The sequence below is a fragment of the Devosia sp. UYZn731 genome, from assembly GCF_040546795.1.
GTDB lineage: Bacteria > Pseudomonadota > Alphaproteobacteria > Rhizobiales > Devosiaceae > Devosia.
Map to the genome: position 1 here is coordinate 435,357 of NZ_JBEPOL010000005.1, position 18,413 is coordinate 453,769.

Below are 18,413 nucleotides of genomic sequence, written 5' to 3' on the forward strand. Positions count from 1 at the left end.
GCCTCACTGCACACGAATGCGCGGATTGATCACCGCGTAGAGCACATCGACGATCAGGTTGACCGCCATGACGATGAGCGCGATCAGCAGCAGGCCCGATTGGACCACCACATAGTCACGCTTGGAGATGGAATCGATCATCCACTTGCCGATACCGGGCCAGGAGAAAATGGTCTCGGTCAGGATGGCGCCGGCCATCAGCGTGCCGACCTGCAGGCCAATGGTGGTGACCACCGGGATCAGCGCATTGCGGAAGGCGTGCAGCCCCACGACGCGACGCGGCGACAGGCCCTTGGCGCGGGCGGTGCGCACATATTCCTCGCCGAGGACTTCGAGCATGGCCGAGCGCGTTTGCCGGGCGATGACCGCCAGCGGAATGGTGGCCAGCGCAATCGAGGGCAGGATCAGATAGCGCAAGGACGACACGAAGGCCGGCCAATTGCCATAGAGCAGGCTATCGATGGTCATGAAGCCCGTAATGGGCTTGAGGAAGAAATTGAGCGCGATGCGGCCGCTCACCGGGGTCCAGCCGAGATAGCCCGAAAAGAAGATGATCAGCAGCAGGCCCCACCAGAAGATGGGCATGGAATAGCCGGTGAGCGCCACGCCCATGGTGACCTGGTCAAACCAGGAGCCGCGCTTGACGGCGGCGAAAATGCCGGCCGGAATGCCCAGCGCGATAGCCAGGATCATGGCCACCGTGGCCAGTTCGACGGTGGCCGGGAACAGGGTGAGGAACTCGGTCATCACCGGGCGCTTGGTGGCGACGGAAATACCGAAATCGCCATGCAGCACGCCGCCCACGTAATTGAAATATTGCTGCCAGATCGGCAGGTTGAAGCCGAACTGCTCCTTGAGGATTTCGTAGCGCTCGGGGGTGATGCCGTGCTGACCCGCCATGGCCAGGATCGGATCGCCCGGCAGCAGCCGGATGAAGGCGAAAGCCGCAATGGTGATGCCGATCACCGTCGGTACGATCAGTGCCAGTTTTTGAAGAATGTATCGGAGCATGGGCCTGCCATGAAATGAGAGCGGCGCCCGGAAGGCGCCGCCCTGCTTGAACTGTGGCTTAGACTATTCGGTTACGTCGACATTGTCGAAGCGATGAATGCCCAGCGGGTCCATGGTGAAGCCGGAAACGCGCTTGTTCATGGGCATGAAGACCTTGGAATGGGCCAGGGTCAGAGCCGGAGCCTGCTCCTTGAAGACCACCTGGGCCTGCTCGTAGAGCTTGGTGCGTTCGGCCTGATCGGAGGTCTTCTTGGCGTCCTGGATCAGCTTCTCGAAATCGTCATTGCACCAGCTCGAATAGTTCGAGACGCCAATGGCCGAGCACGAGAACAGGGTGGCAAAGAAGTTATCCGGATCCCCATTGTCGCCGGTCCAGCCGATCTGGAATGCGCCCGGACGATCCTTGGCCTTGCCGAGTTCGCGATACTCAGTCCACTCGTAGGTGACGATATTGGCTTTGACGCCAACAGCGGCCCAGTCGGCCTGGATCAGTTCGGCAACGCGAGCGGCGTTGGGATTGTAGGGACGGCTGACGGGCATGGCCCACAGGTCGATGGTCAGGTCCTTGACGCCGGCGGCTTCGAGGGCCGCCTTGGCGGCTGCGGGATCGTAGGCGTCGTCGACGATGTCCTTGTCATAGGACCACATGGTGGGCGGGATCAGGTTGACGGCAACCTGGCCGGCGCCCTGATAGACGGCGTCGATGATCGCCTTCTTGTTGATAGCCATGTTGAGGGCCTTGCGGACCGCCACATTGTCCATCGGGGCGATGGTGGTGTTGTAGGACATGTAGCCGATATTGAGGCCTTCCTGTTCTGCAACAGTCAGGTTCGTATCGGCCTGCAGGTCTGCGATATCGGCAGGATTTGGATAATCCATGATGTCGCATTCGCCGGCCTTGAGCTTCTGCACGCGCACCGCGGGGTCCGTGGTGATGGCGAAAATCAGGTCGTCGATGGCGACCTTGCCGGCCCAGTAGTCGGGGAAGGCCTTATAGCGGATGACCGCATCGGTCTGGTAATCGACGAATTCGAACGGACCGGTGCCGATCGGCTGGGAGGCCAACAGTTCCTTGGTGCCGGCAGCGGCGAGCTGATCGGCATATTCCTTGGACATGATGGACGCGAAGTCCATGCCCAGGTTGGCGATCATCGGCGCGTTGGGCTCGTTGAGCGTCATCTTGACGGTCAGGTCATCGACTTTCTCGATCGACTTGAGGAACTTTGGCATGTCCATGCCCTGGAAATAGTCCCAGGAAATGCCTTCGAGATAGTTGTAATAAGCGTTGTCGGTCTTCCACTGACGCTCGAAGGAGAAGATCACGTCGTCGGCGTTGAAGTCACGCGTCGGGGTGAAATACGAGGTGGTCTGGAACTTGACGCCTGCACGCAGGTGGAAGGTGTAGGTCAGGCCGTCATCGGAGATATCCCAGCTCTCTGCCAAGCCGGGCTCGACATCGGTGCCGCCGTGCTTGAATTCGACGAGGCGGTTGTAGATGGTGCGCGAAGAGGCGTCGAAGTCGTTGCCGCCGGTGGTCGGGCCTGGATCAAAATGAGCGGGCGAGGCTTCCGAGCAGAATACCAATTGTTTGGCCTGCGCGGCGCCGGCGCAGACGGCAAGCGTCGCGACAGCGAGCATCATGCCCTGCATCAGTTTTTTCATGATTGTTGTCTCCCGATAAGTTTTTTGCGCATCCGGTTTGCCGGCCGGAGCTTGGCGGCCAACAAAGCGTAGAATCTGTTTGGGCGCAATGGGGAGTTTGACCATTTGGTCAATCTCATGACGGGTGCAAGACTATTGCGTGAAACCGGGCCCGATTGGACGATCTTTCCAGCGAGCGTTCGGCGCTTGACGGCAAGCGCGGCGTGGTGGCCAAATCGGGCATGACACAGACCATCGCCACCATGACGCTCGTCGTCGCCGACTATGACGAAGCCATCGCGTTTTATACCGAAAAGCTGGGTTTTACCCTCCATGCCGATACCGATCTGGGCCATGGCAAGCGCTGGGTTGCGGTCGGACCGAAAGGCCCTGGCGCGCGGCTGCTGCTGGCACAGGCGGATGGAGCCGAGCAGCGCGCCGCCGTCGGCAACCAGACCGGCGGGCGCGTGATGGGCTTTATCGAAACACACGATTTTGTTGGCGATTTCGCCGCCATGACGAAGCGAGGCGTGCGGTTTCTCGAACAGCCGCGGCACGAAGCCTATGGCAGCGTGGCGGTGTTCGAGGACCTTTACGGCAATAAATGGGACCTGATCCAACCCAAGGGCTAGCGGATGCGGATAGCGGTCATCATCGCGGCGCTGCTGGCGATCGCGCCGGCCTGGGCGCAGGAGGCGGGCTGGCATTATTCGCCGCTGCCGGGGGAAGGCGACCGGGCGGCCCTGGGTTGCGCCAGTGGTTCGACGGCGGAAAATTACGCCTGCGTGGCGGTGCGCTGCGAGGATGATTTTGGCGTCGGGCTGCATCTTTACACCAGCCGCAGCGAGGGCGACGCCGGCAACTGGATTGTGGATATCGACGAGGATGCGCATCCCGTTTCGGCTCAAACCGACGCCGGGCCCTATGGCGCCAGAATCAGCGGCGATATCCAGGCGCTGCGCGACGGGCTGGAGCAGGGCGCGGTGGCCTATCTGCAGCCCCAAGCCGGCTCACCGCTGGCGCTGGCGGCGATCCCGCTGAGCGGCTCGCTGGCTGCGATTAACAGGGCCCTCGCCTATTGCGCGCCGCGCGTGCCCAAGGCCGCGGCCGAACCGAATGCCCACGAAGGCGTTGAACAACACAGTATCAAGGAGAACTAGCATGGACCGTCGCCCGCTTGGACGCAGCGAACTCGTCATCGAACCCTGGGTTTTCGGGGGCAATATTTTTGGCTGGACGGTGGACCAGAACGCCGGCTTCCAGGTGCTGGACGCCTTTGTGGACGAGGGCTTCAACGCCATCGACACCGCCAATGTCTACGGCAAGGGCAAGTCCGAGACCATGCTCGGGCAATGGATGAAGGAGCGCGGCAATCGCGAAAGCCTTCTGATCTTCACCAAGGTCGGCGCCGACATGAGCGACACCGAAAAAGGCCTCAAGGCGGCCTATATCAAAACTTCGATCGAGGATTCACTGAAGCGCCTGCAGACCGATTATGTCGATCTCTACCAGAGCCACAAGCCGGACGACAGCACGCCGCACGAAGAGACCCTCGAGGCCTATGACGTGCTGATCCGCTCGGGCAAGGTGCGGGTGATCGGCTCGTCGAACTTCTCGCCCAAGCAAATCCACGATGCCCATGAGACCGCGGTGGTCAAGTCGCTGCCCCGCTATGAGACCGAGCAGCCGCTCTACAATCTCTATGACCGCGAGGTGTTCGAAGGCGAGCTGCAGGACCTGGCGGTCAAGGAAGAGATTGGCATCCTGCCCTATTTCAGCCTGGCGGCGGGGTTTTTGACCGGCAAGTACCGCTCGGCCAAGGATTTCGACAAGAGCCCGCGCGGCGCGCGCATGGAGAAATATCTCAACCCCAAGGGGTTCAGGATTCTGGACGCGCTGGACAAGGTCAGCAAGGCCAATGACGCCACGCCGGCCGAAGTTGCGCTGGCGTGGCTCGTCGCACAGCCCGGTGTCAGCGCGCCGATCGCTTCGGCCACTTCGGTGGAACAGGTCAAGAGCCTGGCCAAGGGGGTGAGGCTGGCGCTGAGCGATGGGGATTTGGCGCAATTGACGGCGGCGGGGAAGTAGGCACACCGCAAGCCGCAATCACCAGGCGGGCTCCTCCCCCGTGACGGGGGGAGGATGGGGTGTTGGGAGCCATGATGCAGGATCGGGGCTAAACGTTCCCCTTGATTTCCCCGCAAGGGGAGGGTGTCGACTGAATAATTTAGGGCCGTTTAACCTACCACTCGAACGGCTCAGCATTCACCCGGGCGCCCAGCAAGAACGCATCGGCCACCAGCCGCAACGGGGCGGCGTGCACGTCGCTTTGGTGATTGTCCAGCAGCTCGGCAAACCGCTCGTAGATGCGCTCATATTCTTCGGACGGCGCCTGCACGATAATCTCGTCATTGACGCGCAGCACCGTGCCGCCCTTTTCCAGCTTCAGGCTGTCGCCCGCCACGGTCTCGAAGGCGATAGTCCAGATCTCGCCGCTCTCCTCGAGCCAGTTGAAACCGGCGCTCATCGTGGGCTGGTGAATCTGGCCGGACTTGAAGACGATCTCCACATCCACCGGGGTCTGCTTGTTGGCCGGGAAGGTCAGCTTGGAGCTCTGCACAAACACCGGGAAGGGCATGACCTTGGTGAAGATCGACAGCGCATTGATGCCCGGATCGCAGACGCCGAACCCACCGGGCTCCCAGACCCAGTCCTGGCCCGGATGCCACTTGCGCACGCTTTCGCGCCAGTCGATGCGCACGGACTTGACCCCATCGGCGGCCAGGATATCGCGGGTGCGGTCGACCGCCAAGTTGTACTGGCTGTGCCAGGTCTGGAACAGCACGCGGTCGAGGCTCTTGGCATAGGCGATCAGATCATCGAGTTCGGAAATGGTGGTGGTGGGCGGCTTTTCCATCATCACGTCCTTGCCGGCATCGAGCGCCTCGCGGACATATTGATGGCGGATGCCGGGCGGGGTGCAGATCGCCACCAGGTCGATCTCGGGCATGGCGGCGTAAAGCTCGGCCGGGGTCTTGAACACAGGCTTGCCGTTATGGCCCAGGCCGCGCGTGGAGACGGTCGCGGCGAGCTCAAAATCCTCGGACTTGTCGATCACCGGCAGGTGCTGGTCCTGCGCGATCTTGCCCACGCCGATGACGGCAATCTTACGTTTTGCCATGACTTGGCTCCCCTCAGGTTTTGGCGGAGGATAGAGCAGATCGGCCGCCCGATTGGAAGCGGGTTTGCGCCACTCAGTCGGCTGGCGGCTGCCAGAGTTCGATCTGGTTGCCTTCGGGATCGGCAATGCGCGCGAAGCGACCGGTTTCGGGCGTATCCCATTCGGCACGGGTTTCGATGGCGATATCGGCCGAGGCCAACTGCTCGATCAGCGCATCCAGATCATCAACGCGAAAATTGATCATCCATTGCTTTTGCGCGGGGAAATAATCGGTGTCGGCAAAGAAGGGCGCGAACACGGTCATGCCGGCGTCCTGGCTCCAGAAGTTACCGATACCAAGATGGGTCTCATACCAGAAGGCGAGCCCCTTGGGGTCGCGGGCGCGGAAGAAAACGCCCCCGATGCCTGTTGCCTTTGCCTTCGCCATGAGCACACCTCCATGTTGGCCCAGCAAAGCAGATCGGACCGGCGATGGGAAGCTGGGGTAGCGGGCGAGTTCCCTCCCCATTGTGGGGGTATGACTAGCTCGCGGCGGGCGCGCTAGCGAATGAGGATCGCCCTGAAATCATTCACATTGGTCCCCGTCGGGCCGGTGACCAGCAGCTCGCCAATGGCGGCGAAAGCCGAATAAGCGTCGTTATTGGCCAGCGCCCCCAGGGGGTCGATACCCGCCTTGCGCAGGCGGGTGGCGGTGGTGCCGTCCGCATAGGCGCCGGCATTGTCCTCCGAACCATCGATGCCGTCGGTATCGGCTGCCAGGGCCGTGATGCCCTCGGTGCCGTCGATGGCGATGGCGAAAGCGAGCAGGAATTCGGCATTGCGCCCGCCACGGCCCTTGCCGCGCAGCGTGACGGTGGTTTCGCCGCCCGACAGCAGCACGATGGGCTTTTTGAATGGGCGGTTGCGCACGGAAATTTCGCGCGCGATGGCGGCGTGGACCTGCGCCACGTCCCGTGACTCGCCCTCGATGCTATCGGACAGGATGGCGGCCTCGATGCCCTGGCTGCGCGCCAGATCGGCGGCGGATTCCAATGACAGGGCGGCCGACGCGATGGTGCGCACCGTGTTGGCGGCAAAGCCCGCGGTGTCGGCCAGCGGCGCAGGATTGTCGTCGCCTTCCAGCAAGGCCGCGGCGGCGGGTGGCAAGGCCAGCCGATAGAGCGTGGCATATTTTCGCGCCAGTTCGCGCGTGCCGGTCAGCGCAATGGTGGGGCCGGAGGCAACCACGGCGGGATCGTCGCCGGGCACGTCGGACACCACCAGCGTGGCGACGCGAGCCGGGCTCGCATGGGCCGCCAGCCGTCCGCCCTTGATGGTGGAGAACTGATTTCGGATCAGGTTCATGACGCCGATCGGCGCGCCCGAGGCCAGCAATTGCCGGTTGATGGCCTGCTCGTCTTCCAGCGTCAGGCCGAGCGCCGGCGCCGGCAGCAGCGCCGAGCCGCCGCCCGAAATCAGGGCCACGACAAGATCGTCATGGCTGAGGCCGGAGACGGTTTCCATGATTCGGCGCGCGGCCAGGTAACCGGCCTCGTCGGGCACCGGATGGGCGGCCTCGACGATTTCGATTTGCTGGCACGGTGCCCCGTAGCCGTAGCGGGTGACCACCAGGCCCGATAGCGGGCCGTCCCAGGCCGCCTCGAAGGCCTGGGCCATTTGCGCCGAGGCCTTGCCGGCGCCAACCACGACAGTGCGGCCACGCGGCTTGGGCGGCAGATTGAGGCGAACGGCAAGGGCGGGCTGGGCTTTGGCGACAGCGCGAGCGAACAATGCGTCGAGCAAGGAGCGATCCATTGCGGTCTCCGGCTTGCGATTCGGTCGGGGCAAGGGTAGCCAGACGATAGGGGGCAAGCCGCAAGGCTGTCCAGCCAAGCTTGGATGAACTGACACGGGACCGACATGTTAGCCGGGTAATCGAGCCCGCCTGGAGTAGCAATGGCCGAACGTTATGCGATTTATCATGCCCCCGGGGTGACGGGCTCCCTGTGGGAGAAGGCTTCAACCTGGCTGGGCCGGGACGCGGCGACGGGCGATCCGTTCGACGGGCCGGTGGCGGGAATCAACCGCGACCGCCTGCTCAATCTGACCCAATCGGCCAATCGCTACGGCTTTCACGCCACCATCAAGGCGCCCATGGCGCTGGTGGGTGGCGCCCAGCCCGAGGACTTGCACGCCGCCTTGCAGGCCTTTTCGGCCCAGCACGAGCCGGTCGATATGGGCCGGATGACGCTGGCGCTGATCGACGGGTTCATCGCGCTGGTGCCGGCCCAGCAGAGCGAGGCGCTGCAGGATTTCGCCGCCCATGTGGTGGAAACCTTCGAGCCGTTCCGGGCGCCGATGAGCATCAAGGATCGGGCGGCGCGGGTCGCCCGGGGCCTGACGCCACGGCAGGAGGAGCTGCTGGATGGCTATGGCTATCCCTACGTATTCGAAGAATTCCAGCTGCACATGACACTGACCGACCGGCTGGACGCGGCCGACCGCGACGAGCTGTTCGCGGCGGCCACCACCTGGTTCGGCCCACTGCTGGACCAGCCGATGCTGCTCGACCGGCTGACGCTGTTCGAGGAGCCCGAGCGCGGTCGCCCGTTCATCCGCACCGCCGAATTCCCGCTGGGTGCGGTGCGCTGATGGCAACGTTTCGCAATGCACGGATCGTGCTGGCCGACCGGATCATCGAGGGCTCGGTCGATACCGACGCCGGTTTGATCACCGGCGTCGACGAGGGCGCGGCATCGGTCGGCGAGGACCTTGAGGGCGATTATCTCATCGCGGGGCTCGTCGAACTGCATACCGATCATCTGGAGAATCACTATCGGCCCCGGCCCGGCGTGTTCTGGGACCCGATGGCGGCGCTGCATGCCCATGACGTGCAGATTGCCGGCTCGGGCATCACCACGGTGTTCGACGCGGTGCGCATCGGCTCGGACATCGATGTCCCCGATATGAAGCCGCATGCCGAAAAGTTGGTCCAGGCGATCCGCACCGCGCGCGAAGACGACCGCCTGCGGATCGAGCATTTCATCCATCTGCGCTGCGAATTGCCCAGCCATGACGTGCTGGAGCATTTCGAGGCCTTTGCGGGGTTCGATGTGGTCAGGCTGGCATCGGTGATGGATCACACGCCCGGCCAGCGCCAATTCCAATCGCTGGAAACCTACAAGCTGTTTTACAAAAAGCAGATGGGTCACTCCGAGGCGGATGCCGAAAAAGCCATTGCCGACCGGCTGGCCGAGCAGGCGCGCTATTCGACGCCCCATCGCAAGGCGATCGCGCGGCGGGCAAGGGAGCTTGGCCTGGCACTGGCCAGCCATGATGATGCGACGCTGGCCCACGTCGAAGAGGGCGTGGAGGATGGCGTCGCCATCGCCGAATTCCCCACCACGCTGGAAGCGGCGGCGGCGGCCCATGATGCGGGGCTTGCAATCCTGATGGGCGCGCCGAACGTGGTGCGCGGCAAGTCACATTCGGGCAATATCTCCGCCACCGATCTGGTGCGGGCGGGCATGATGGATATTCTGAGTTCCGACTACGTGCCGTTCGCCCTGCTGCAGGCGGCGTTCCTGCTGCCCGAGCGGATCGAGGGTTTTAGCCTGGCCCAGGCGCTCGCCATGGTGACGGGCAATCCGGCGCGCGCGGCGGGACTGGATGATCGCGGCGAAATCGCTGTGGGCAAGCGCGCCGATCTCGTGCGGGTGCAGATCATCCGTGGTGCGCCGGTGGTGCGGGCGGTGTGGCGGCAGGGCAAGAGGGTGAGCTAAAACAATGGCAAGGCCGCTGGGGGCGCTGGTGCTGGTGGTCGGCCCTTCGGGGGTCGGCAAGGACACGCTGATCGCCGGGGCCAAACAGGCGCTGGATGCCGACAAACAGTATGTGTTTGTTCGGCGCATCGTGACGCGGCCGGCTCATGCGGCGGTCGAAGACCACGATAGCCTTGATCTGCAAACCTTCATCGCCATGGAGGCGGCCGACCGCTTCGCGCTGAGCTGGGAGGCGCACGGATTGCGCTATGCGCTGCCGCTGAGCGTCGAGACCGATATCGCGCTGGGCAAGGTCGTGGTCGCCAATGTGTCGCGGCATATGGTGGCCGGCGCCTGCGCCAAATATCCCAATTGCTCGGTGATCCTGATCACCGCCGAAATTTCGCTGCGAGCCGAACGGCTGACGCAGCGCGGCCGCGAGAACCGCCAGCAGGTCACCGCGCGGCTGGCGCGCGAGAGCGCCCCGGTGCCGGCGGGCATCTCGCCCATCGTCATCGACAATTCCGCCTCGGTCAGCCTGGGCGTGACGGCGTTCGTCCTGGCCCTGCGCCGGATTGCGGGGGAATGAACCGGTTGGGCTCTGGCGCGTTGGATCATGATCCAGCAGCGTCAGGAGTTCTCATGAACCGGAATGGACTTTACCTTGTGATCGCGGTGTTGCTCATCGCCGTCGTCGGCTTTGGCATCTACACCTACCAGCAGCAGAACCGCGCAGGCGTCGAAGTGCGCGTGGACAATAATGGGATCTCGATCGATGGTAATGGCTGACGCGGGCGTGGCGAGCCGCCGCGAAAGCATCGCGACGGCAATCAGCGCAGAGTTGCAACGGCAAGGCGTGGACGGCGTCGATATCGCGGCGCTCGCCGAGGCCGTCGAGAGCGCCATCGCGGCCCATGTGCCGGTCAGCGAAGGCCGGCACCCAGACGAGCTGAACGCCACCAATGACGACTAAGGGATCGGGTGCTCCGCTCGACCGTACGGGCGGCCACTCCTTCTTGTGAGCAACTAGGCTTCAATGCAACCATACCCACGGTCTTCCCGCGGACTTGATCCGCGGGTCACTGCCCGCTTGTGCCGTTTGAGAGCGGCCAGCGGGAGGTGTTGTGGACGAGCGTGATCGCGCCGATCAGTGAAACCTAAGCTGCGTCGGAACTCTTGTTCACGGCGGCCTTGACGGCAAAGTGTGCCTTCTCGACGGTCTCGAACTGATGTCCGTCAATGGCAAAAGCCGGCAGGCGCACGGCCACGAAGCGATAGCCGCCTTCATGGGGCACGACGATGCCCTGCGGCTCGCCCGCGACTTCGATGACTATGGGGCGTAGGGCGGATGCCCGGTCGAGTGTTGATTCATGCATGGGTGGATGCTCCACTTGCGCGTCCGGCGGGAACCTTGCTTGAATCGAAATTCGTGGCGCGGTTCTGGCGACGCTGGGGTCTTATCGGGTCTGTGAGACAAATGCGTGACCGTGGTCACATTCGTTTCGAGGTACAGATCCGTTGCCAGCGTTTGGGGCTTTGCAGGTGGGTAATGCGTACGTTCGAACACCCGGAATGGATGGTGAAGGTCGTCGATGGGGTCATCTTGCTTCCTCTCCTGGGTGTTGAACACGCGGCCGAGCACTGTTCGGCACGACGCAAAGATAGGACGAGGCGCGCCAATTTTCCAGCCCCCTGACCGCTCATCGGCGATACAATTATGAAAAAGCCTGCTCGACTTTAGTCGGGGCTTAGAATTGGGCCAGACGATGCGTCTAGGTCTTGCTTGTCCTTGGCATGACAATCTGATGATGTCGGCTGGCTGTCAGCCGGCCGATCACCGCCGGCACAGGGGGAAGTCCAGTGTCTGAAGACGACGTTACGCCGATAGCGCGCAAGCGCGGCGTCAAGCCATCCGGCAAGCCCACGCTCAAGACGATCGCGACCATGACGGGCCTGGCGGTCACCACCATTTCACGCGCCCTCAACAATGCCCCCGAGCTGGCGCAGGACACCCGCGACCGGGTGCAGAAGATCGCCGCCGAAATCGGCTACCTGCCGGACCGCGCGGCGCTCCGCCTCAAGACCGGCCGCACCAATGTGATTTCGCTGGTGCTGGAGCCGGACGAACAGATTTACGGCTTCGGCTCGTCCATCGTCACTGGCCTGACCGAGGCGATGCGCGACACCGCCTATCACCTCGTCATCATGCCGCAATTCCGCAATGCGCAGCCGATGGAGCCAATCCGCCACATCGTGCGCAACCGGATGGCCGATGGGGTGATCTTCTCCAAGGTCGAGCCCTTCGACGAGCGCATCCGCTTCCTGATCGACAGCGATTTTCCCTTTGTCAGCCATGGGCAAAGTTCCTGGCCGGACAAGCATGCCTGGGTCGATTTCGACAATGAGGCCTATGCGTATGGCGCCACCAAGAGGCTGGCGCAAAAGGGCTGCAAGAAAGTCTCGATCGTGCTGCCGGATAGCGCGTTGAGCTATACCGAGCATCTCAAAAACGGCATCATCCGGGGGGCGGCGGATATGGGCATCGCCTATGAATTTGCCGCCGACGTCAATATCAACAGCCCCACCGACGCGATCCGCAACTATGTGGTCAAGCGCGCCAAGCGGCCTGGTGCGCCCGATGGCTACATCTGCGCCTCGGAGATTTCGGCGCTAGCGGTGATCGGCGGGCTGACCGATACCGGCATGGTGGTGGGCAAGACGGCGTTCGTGGTGGCCAAGCAAGCCTCGCCACTGTTCGACCAGTTCCAGCCCGGCGCCGATACGGTGCCCGAGGACTTCGTCAGCGCAGGCCGGCATTTGGGCAGGTTGCTGCTGCAGCAGATCAATGGCGCAGAGACGGAAGCGCTGAGTTACCTTGACGAGCCGAAATTCGAGTGGAAGGACTGAGGAGAGGTCGGCGCAGCCACCACGCTTCGTTCTGTCACCCCACCACTCTCCACCCTCCCGCCCCAACCACTGTTCGTCCCCCCACCGCTATCCCCCCAACCACCGCTCTTCCCACGGGCTTGACCCGTGGGCCTCCCTCCACTCGCGCCGAGCTGCCAGAGGCCCGCGGATCAAGTCCGCGGGAAGGACAGTAAGCAGTAGGGCGGGAAGTTAAGCAGGATGGATTGGCAGGGTAGCGGGCAGGACAGCGGGAAAGATAGTAAGCAGGATAGCGGAAAGGACAGTGGGCAGGCGTATTCCCTGCCCGGCGCGCCCTACCCCTCCAGCTCTTCGCGCAGCACTTCCAGCTCCAGCCAGTCCTCTTCCGCCTTGGCCCGCTTGGCCTCGGTGGCCGCCAGCAGCTTGGACTTCTCGGCAAACGCATCGGGGTTCTTGGCATAAAGCTTGGGATCGGCCAGCGCCGCGTTCAGCACCTTGATCTCACCCTCGAACTTTTCGATCTGCTTGGGCAGAGTCTCCAGCGCGTGCTTTTCCTTGAAGGACATCTTGCGCTTGGCCGTCGCCAAGGTGGTTTGCGGCAGCGCAGTCTTGCCGGCCCGATGCGCCTTGGTGATGGCGGCGCGGGCGTTCACGCCTTCGCCGCGCTGGATCACCATATCGGAATAACCGCCGGCATATTCAGTCCACACGCCCTCGCCTTCGGCGATGATGATCGAAGTGGCGACGCGATCGAGAAAATCGCGGTCATGGCTGACGATGATGGCCGTGCCGGTATAGTCCGAGACCATCTCCTCGAGCAGGTCGAGGGTTTCCAGATCCAGATCGTTGGTGGGTTCGTCCAGCACCAGGAAGTTCGATGGCAGCGACAAGGCCCGGGCCAAAGCGACACGGGCGCGCTCGCCGCCCGACAGCTTGCCGATTGGGGTATTGGCCTGTTCGGGGGTGAACAGGAAGTCCTTCATATAGCCCACGACATGGCGCGGTTCGCCATTGATGTGGATGGTGTCGCTGCCGCCGCCGGTCAGGGCGTCCTTGAGGCGGGTTTCGGGCAGCAGCTTGGCGCGGCCCTGGTCGAGCATGGCCAGCTCCAGCGCCGAGCCGAGCTTGATCTTGCCGCTATCGGGGGCCAGCAGGCCCGTCAGCATCTTGATCAGCGTGGTCTTGCCGGCGCCGTTGGGGCCCACAATGCCGATCCGGTCGCCGCGCAGCACGCGCGTCGAGAAATCGCCCACAATGACGCGATTGCCATAGGATTTGTGGATGTTCTCGGCTTCCACCACCAGCGCACCCGAGGTGCGGCCTTCGGAAACCTGCATATTGACCGAACCGGTGACGCGGCGCTGTTCGCGGCGGTCCTGGCGCAGATCGCCCAGCCGTTCGAGGCGGCCAACATTGCGCTTGCGGCGCGCGGTCACGCCATAGCGCAGCCAATGCTCTTCGCGCACGATCTGGCGGTCGAGCTTGTGGCGATCGCGTTCTTCCTCTTCCAGCACCACGTCGCGCCAGGCTTCGAAGGCCGAAAAGCCCTTGTCGAGCCGGCGGGTGAGGCCGCGGTCGAGCCAGACGGTGGCGCGGGTGAGATCGCTGAGGAAACGCCGATCATGGCTGATCAGAACCATGGCCGAGCGCATCGAGGATAGTTCGGACTGTAGCCATTCGATGGCGGGCAGGTCGAGATGGTTAGTGGGCTCGTCGAGCAGCAGGATATCTGGCTGTGGCGCCAGCACTCGTGCCAAGGCCGCGCGGCGGTTCTCGCCACCGGAAAGGCTCTTGGGATTCTCCTCGCCGGTCAGGCCCAGCGAATTGAGCAGGTATTGCGCACGGTAAATATCGTCGCCCGGCCCGAGGCCGCCTTCGACATATTCCAGCGTCGACTTGAACGCCGACAGGTCCGGCTCCTGGGGCAGGTAGCGCACGGTGGCGCTGGGCTCGAGGAAGCGCAGGCCGCCATCGTGGCCGACCTCGCCCGAGGCGATCTTGAGCAGCGTTGACTTGCCCGAGCCGTTGCGGCCGACCAGCGCGATGCGCTGCCCGGGCGAGACGATCAGCTCGGCGCTTTCGAGCAGGCGGGTGCCGCCAAAAGTCAGCGAAATATTCTGAAGCGAAAGAAGGGGTGCAGCGGCCATAAGGTTTCCGGTGGTTTGGCCGGGATAGAGCATAGTGGGGGGTTCAGATCAATGCGCCGCGGCGATGGCCGGGCATGCAGCAGCCAAGCCACCGGGCTAAATCGACTTTCGGGTGCGGATGCCCGGGAGCCCCAATCTGATCCCCTCCCCCTTGAGGGAAGGGTTAGGGTGGGGGTGTCGAAGCCTCAACGAACATCGGCCTCACTGAGGGCTTGACACCCCACCCTCAATCCCTCCCTCAAGGGGGAGGGAGGGAGGCAGGCCGGTGGCTCTCGACCATCGTGATGTCCAAACGAAAAAGGCTGGCCAAGGTGTTGAGGACCTTGGCCAGCCCGGGGAGACGGCAGCAGCAAGCCCCGTCATTCCGCAATCGCCACCAGCGGAGGTCAGCCCGTCGCGATTTGTAGGGCGAAATAATCATGATTTAACATGACTGTCACACTCATATTTTATGCCCGTGAGAGGAAACACGGTGGCATGGCCTGAGGCCTAAAAACCGGGTTTTGGCCGCTTCGGCCGCGCATGTCTGCCTTGAGCTGGGCGGGCAGCACGACGTACGGGGCTCAAAATCGGTAGGAAATCCGGGGCTTAGGGGCTCTCGTGTCGTTCACGAAACCGAGAAATGAGATAGGCCACTGCCCCATTGAGGGCATCATCTACGTCGACCATTGTGGTGAGTACAGTAGCGAGGACACGCCATGCGAGACGATCCGATGCGAACGCGGCGACGACTGTTTGGATGTGTTGCTGCCGTCAGCCTGATCCTGGTGGGTAGCGCCGCCGCCGCCGAGCCCTATCTGCTGTCGGTTTCCGACAAGCTGACGGTCAAGGTGGTGGAATGGAATGCCGGCCAATCCACGTTCGAGGACCTGACGGCTTTGGGCGGCGAATACGTCATCGGCGCCGACGGCCAGGCGTCGTTCCCCTTCGTGGGCGCGACCCCGAGCGCCGGCAAGAGCACCACCGAACTGGCCGCGACCTTGGGCAGCGCGTTGCGGCAGGCGCTTGGCCTGACGGTTGCCCCCAACGTGACCATCGAGATCGCCACCTATGGGCCGGTCTATGTCAGCGGCGATGTCAGCACACCGGGCGCCTACCCGTTTGCCCCCGGCCTGACGGTGATCAAGGCCCTGACCCTGGCCGGCGGCGAACGCCGTGCGGCCAGCGCCACCAGCCGGCCAGAGCGGGAATTGCTGACCAATTCGGGCGCGCTCGACCTGCTGGTGGACGAGCATATGCGCCTGCAGGTGCGGCTGGCGCGGCTCGACGCCGAACTGGCCGGGGCACAGACCGTTACCCTGCCGCCGGAGCTGGCCCAGGTCGAGGGCACGCAGCCGCTGGTGGCGGCGGAACAGTCGATCCTCCTCGCCCGGCAACGCCAGATGACTGCGCAGACCACCTCGCTCGACGAAGAGGTGGCCTTGCTCAATCGCGAGATCGACACCTTCGAGCAGAAGCGCACCGCAATGGAGCAGCAGCTCGAACAGGCCCGCGAGCAGCTCGATAAGATCAACCAATTGTCCGATAACGGGCTGGCTCTGGCCTCGCGCGTCACCGCGCTCCAAACCAGCGTGGCGGACTTGCAGAGCCGCCTGCTCGATCTCGATACATCAAGCCTGCAAGCCAAGCAGGATATCGGCACCGCCGAGCGCGAACGCGCCGAACTGGGCGATGCGCGAATTTCGGACCTGTCGCTGGAGCGCCAGACGGTGGATGGCCAGATCGCCGCCCTGGCGCTCAAGATAAGCAACCAGCAGGCGCTGTTGCAGGAAGCCGCGGTCTATTCGGGCACGGCCATTGCGGGCAATTCGGCGCCGCCGATCTACAGCTATTTGATCGTTCGCGATGGCGAGGACATCGCCGCCGACATGAGCACCAAGGTGCAGGCCGGCGACGTCGTCGTCGCCAGGCTCACTCTTCCGGGCGGGGCAGAAGCCGCTCCCAGCGAGGCGGAAGCCGTCCCCACCAATTGACCAGCGTAGAGGCGTTCCCATGACCAAGACGATGCAGAACCGAATGCGGGCCGTTGTCCCCATGCTGATGGTGTTGGCACCCACGGCCGCCATGGCGCAGGGCGCCAGCTTCCACGACGACTTCAACACGCTCGACACCAAGCGCTGGTATGTTTCGGATGGCTGGGCCAACGGCGCGCACCAGAACTGCACCTGGTCGAGCAGCCAGGTCACCAGCCAAGACGGCATGCTCAATGTCGGGCTGGCGCCCCTCCCCAAGGGCGACCGGCAATATAGCTGCGGCGAAATCCAGACCAAGCAAGCCTATGGCTACGGCACCTATGAGGCCCGCCTCAAGACGCCCAAGGGTTCGGGCCTGAACGCGGCCTTCTTCACCTATATCGGCGCCGAACAGAAACAGCCGCATGACGAGATCGACTTCGAAATCCTGCTCAAGGATACCTCAAGCGTCCAGACCACGACCTTCGTCAACGGCAAGAGCGGCGACGGCAAGGTTGGCTCCGGCCAGACCCATGCCCTGCCCCATCCCTCCGACAGCGACTTCACCACCTTCGCCATGACCTGGGAGCCGGACAAAATCCTCTATTACATCGATGGCAAGCTGGTACGCACCATGGACGATCCCACCACCATCCCCGCCAATCCGCAGCGCGTGTTCTTCAGCCTTTGGGGCACAGATACGCTGACCGACTGGATGGGCAAGATGGACCCGCAAACCGCGCCGATCGCCATGCAGGTCGATTGGGTCGCCTTCACCGCGCAAGGCGAAGCCTGCGCATTTCCCGAATCCGTGCTGTGCGCGCAACCGTGAATCCGAACCAAAATGGGGGCTTGTAAATGAAGCTGGTATTCTTCCGGGGCACCGTGCCCAATTTCGGCGACGAGCTGAACCTGCATGTGTGGCCGGCTTTGCTGCCCAGGGGGTTCCTCGACGAGGACGAGAGCGAGCTGTTCGTCGGCATCGGCTCGATCATCGGCACGCAAATGGACCCCAAGGCGCGCAAATTCGTCATGGGCTCGGGCTATGCCGGCTATATGGGCCTGCCCGACGTGCATGACGGCACCTGGGACATCCGCTTCGTGCGCGGCCCGCAGACCGCAAGCAAGCTCAAGATCTCGCCGGACCTCGCGATCTGCGATAGCGCCGTGCTGCTGCGTGCCATGGACCTGCCGGAGCCCGCCAAGGATGTCGGCATCGCCTTCATGCCGCATTACGAGAGCCTGGAACGCGGCAACTGGGGCGAGGCCTGCCGGCTGGCGGGGATCACGCTGATCGACGCCACCGATCCGGTCGACAAGGTGCTGAGCCAACTGCGTGGTGCCAAGCTGCTGATCACCGAGGCCATGCATGGCGCCATCGTGGCCGATGCGCTGCGTACCCCCTGGATCGGCGCCAAGCCGATCTATGGCGGCCATCACATGAAATGGCTCGACTGGGCCGGTGCGCTCGATATCGACCTGCGCATGAACCTGCTCAAGCCCACCAGCGTGCTCGAATATTACATTGGCCGCACCGGGCGCGGCGGTGGTCAGGGCAAGGTTGGCAAGCTCAGCCAGTCGCCGTTGGCGAGCATTCCCAACAGCATGCTCACCCACTCGGCCGCCCGCCATCTGCAGACCATGGCCAAGCTGGAACCGCAACTCAGCGCCGACGGCGCGATCGCCCGCGCAACCGAACGTGCACAGGCGGCCGTGGCCGATTTCGTGCAGAGCCGTGTTTCGGTGAGCTGAGGCCTCACCTCTCCCTTGGGGGAGAGGTCGACCTTCTTGGGTCGGGTGAGGGGGCCTTTTCTCGACTCGGTGTTTGGGGAAGGCCCCCTCACCCGTCGCTGCG

The 18,413-nt window shown here is 63.5% G+C and carries 19 protein-coding genes; 12 read left to right on the plus strand and 7 right to left on the minus strand.

Features of this window, described 5'->3' with window-relative positions; translation table 11 throughout:
• Window positions 1–3: 3 nt before the first annotated feature.
• Together ABIB57_RS14895 and ABIB57_RS14900 are read right to left on the minus strand one after the other, a co-directional pair.
• Entirely contained in the window at window positions 4–1,011 is a 1,008-nt protein-coding gene (locus ABIB57_RS14895) for an ABC transporter permease subunit (RefSeq protein ID WP_299722833.1), read from the minus strand.
• 63 nt (window positions 1,012–1,074) lie between these two features.
• The gene (locus ABIB57_RS14900) at window positions 1,075–2,673 is read right to left on the minus strand and encodes an ABC transporter substrate-binding protein (RefSeq protein ID WP_354041820.1); all 1,599 of its coding nucleotides are present in this window, start codon (window positions 2,671–2,673) and stop codon (window positions 1,075–1,077) included.
• Window positions 2,674–2,894: 221 nt separating this feature from the next.
• On the opposite strand from ABIB57_RS14900, the gene ABIB57_RS14905 reads away from it, so the two are divergent.
• Genes ABIB57_RS14905 through ABIB57_RS14915 form a run of 3 tightly spaced genes read left to right on the plus strand, consistent with a single transcriptional unit; the run spans window position 2,895 to window position 4,740 of the window.
• Window positions 2,895–3,284: a VOC family protein gene (locus ABIB57_RS14905; protein WP_354041920.1), complete on the plus strand. Its 390-nt coding sequence runs from the start codon at window positions 2,895–2,897 to the stop codon at window positions 3,282–3,284.
• A gap of 3 nt (window positions 3,285–3,287) precedes the next feature.
• Window positions 3,288–3,812 (plus strand): hypothetical protein, encoded by a 525-nt coding sequence (locus tag ABIB57_RS14910; RefSeq protein ID WP_354041821.1) that lies wholly within the window; start codon window positions 3,288–3,290, stop codon window positions 3,810–3,812.
• Between the two features lies 1 nt (window position 3,813).
• Complete coding sequence (locus ABIB57_RS14915) at window positions 3,814–4,740, plus strand: aldo/keto reductase (RefSeq protein ID WP_354041822.1); 927 nt, start codon at window positions 3,814–3,816, stop codon at window positions 4,738–4,740.
• Between the two features lie 154 nt (window positions 4,741–4,894).
• Here the strand turns inward: ABIB57_RS14915 and ABIB57_RS14920 are convergent, their stop codons facing one another.
• The 3 genes from ABIB57_RS14920 to ABIB57_RS14930 all read right to left on the minus strand — a co-directional run bounded on the left by ABIB57_RS14920 (window position 4,895) and on the right by ABIB57_RS14930 (window position 7,627).
• Complete coding sequence (locus ABIB57_RS14920) at window positions 4,895–5,833, minus strand: Gfo/Idh/MocA family protein (protein ID WP_354041824.1); 939 nt, start codon at window positions 5,831–5,833, stop codon at window positions 4,895–4,897.
• A 73-nt stretch (window positions 5,834–5,906) separates the two neighbouring features.
• Window positions 5,907–6,260 (minus strand): VOC family protein, encoded by a 354-nt coding sequence (locus ABIB57_RS14925; protein ID WP_354041825.1) that lies wholly within the window; start codon window positions 6,258–6,260, stop codon window positions 5,907–5,909.
• A 113-nt stretch (window positions 6,261–6,373) separates the two neighbouring features.
• The gene (locus tag ABIB57_RS14930; RefSeq protein WP_354041826.1) at window positions 6,374–7,627 is read right to left on the minus strand and encodes a glycerate kinase type-2 family protein; all 1,254 of its coding nucleotides are present in this window, start codon (window positions 7,625–7,627) and stop codon (window positions 6,374–6,376) included.
• Between the two features lie 141 nt (window positions 7,628–7,768).
• On the opposite strand from ABIB57_RS14930, the gene ABIB57_RS14935 reads away from it, so the two are divergent.
• From ABIB57_RS14935 to ABIB57_RS14955, 5 genes are read left to right on the plus strand one after another with little or no spacing between them, the layout of a single operon-like run.
• Window positions 7,769–8,464 (plus strand): DUF1045 domain-containing protein, encoded by a 696-nt coding sequence (locus ABIB57_RS14935; protein WP_354041828.1) that lies wholly within the window; start codon window positions 7,769–7,771, stop codon window positions 8,462–8,464.
• Entirely contained in the window at window positions 8,464–9,594 is a 1,131-nt protein-coding gene (locus tag ABIB57_RS14940) for an alpha-D-ribose 1-methylphosphonate 5-triphosphate diphosphatase (RefSeq protein WP_354041829.1), read from the plus strand. Before ABIB57_RS14935 ends, ABIB57_RS14940 begins: the two co-directional genes overlap by 1 nt.
• Before the next feature lie 4 nt (window positions 9,595–9,598).
• A complete protein-coding gene (phnN, locus tag ABIB57_RS14945) occupies window positions 9,599–10,162 on the plus strand; it encodes a phosphonate metabolism protein/1,5-bisphosphokinase (PRPP-forming) PhnN (protein ID WP_354041831.1) in 564 nt (187 codons plus the stop codon).
• Window positions 10,163–10,215: 53 nt separating this feature from the next.
• Window positions 10,216–10,362 carry a hypothetical protein gene (locus tag ABIB57_RS14950; RefSeq protein ID WP_354041832.1) on the plus strand — a complete coding sequence of 49 codons (147 nt, stop codon included), beginning with the start codon at window positions 10,216–10,218 and terminating at the stop codon, window positions 10,360–10,362.
• Entirely contained in the window at window positions 10,349–10,546 is a 198-nt protein-coding gene (locus ABIB57_RS14955) for a hypothetical protein (RefSeq protein WP_354041833.1), read from the plus strand. The genes ABIB57_RS14950 and ABIB57_RS14955 overlap by 14 nt, the downstream gene beginning before the upstream one ends.
• 184 nt (window positions 10,547–10,730) lie before the next feature.
• Here the strand turns inward: ABIB57_RS14955 and ABIB57_RS14960 are convergent, their stop codons facing one another.
• Window positions 10,731–10,949: a hypothetical protein gene (locus ABIB57_RS14960; protein WP_354041835.1), complete on the minus strand. Its 219-nt coding sequence runs from the start codon at window positions 10,947–10,949 to the stop codon at window positions 10,731–10,733.
• A gap of 484 nt (window positions 10,950–11,433) precedes the next feature.
• On the opposite strand from ABIB57_RS14960, the gene ABIB57_RS14965 reads away from it, so the two are divergent.
• A complete protein-coding gene (locus ABIB57_RS14965; RefSeq protein WP_354041836.1) occupies window positions 11,434–12,480 on the plus strand; it encodes a LacI family transcriptional regulator in 1,047 nt (348 codons plus the stop codon).
• A gap of 314 nt (window positions 12,481–12,794) precedes the next feature.
• On the opposite strand, the gene ABIB57_RS14970 is transcribed toward ABIB57_RS14965, so the two are convergent.
• Window positions 12,795–14,606 (minus strand): ABC-F family ATP-binding cassette domain-containing protein, encoded by a 1,812-nt coding sequence (locus ABIB57_RS14970; protein WP_354041838.1) that lies wholly within the window; start codon window positions 14,604–14,606, stop codon window positions 12,795–12,797.
• 698 nt (window positions 14,607–15,304) lie between these two features.
• Here ABIB57_RS14970 and ABIB57_RS14975 point away from each other — a divergent pair.
• The 3 genes from ABIB57_RS14975 to ABIB57_RS14985 are packed head-to-tail and all read left to right on the plus strand — an operon-like array spanning window position 15,305 to window position 18,310.
• Window positions 15,305–16,579, plus strand: coding sequence for a polysaccharide biosynthesis/export family protein (locus tag ABIB57_RS14975; protein ID WP_354041839.1), 1,275 nt, complete (start codon window positions 15,305–15,307; stop codon window positions 16,577–16,579).
• A gap of 19 nt (window positions 16,580–16,598) precedes the next feature.
• Window positions 16,599–17,390 (plus strand): endo-1,3-1,4-beta-glycanase ExoK, encoded by a 792-nt coding sequence (gene exoK / locus ABIB57_RS14980; RefSeq protein ID WP_354041841.1) that lies wholly within the window; start codon window positions 16,599–16,601, stop codon window positions 17,388–17,390.
• 26 nt (window positions 17,391–17,416) lie between these two features.
• Window positions 17,417–18,310, plus strand: a complete 894-nt coding sequence (locus tag ABIB57_RS14985; protein WP_354041842.1) for a polysaccharide pyruvyl transferase family protein — start codon at window positions 17,417–17,419, stop codon at window positions 18,308–18,310.
• Window positions 18,311–18,413 lie beyond the last annotated feature (103 nt).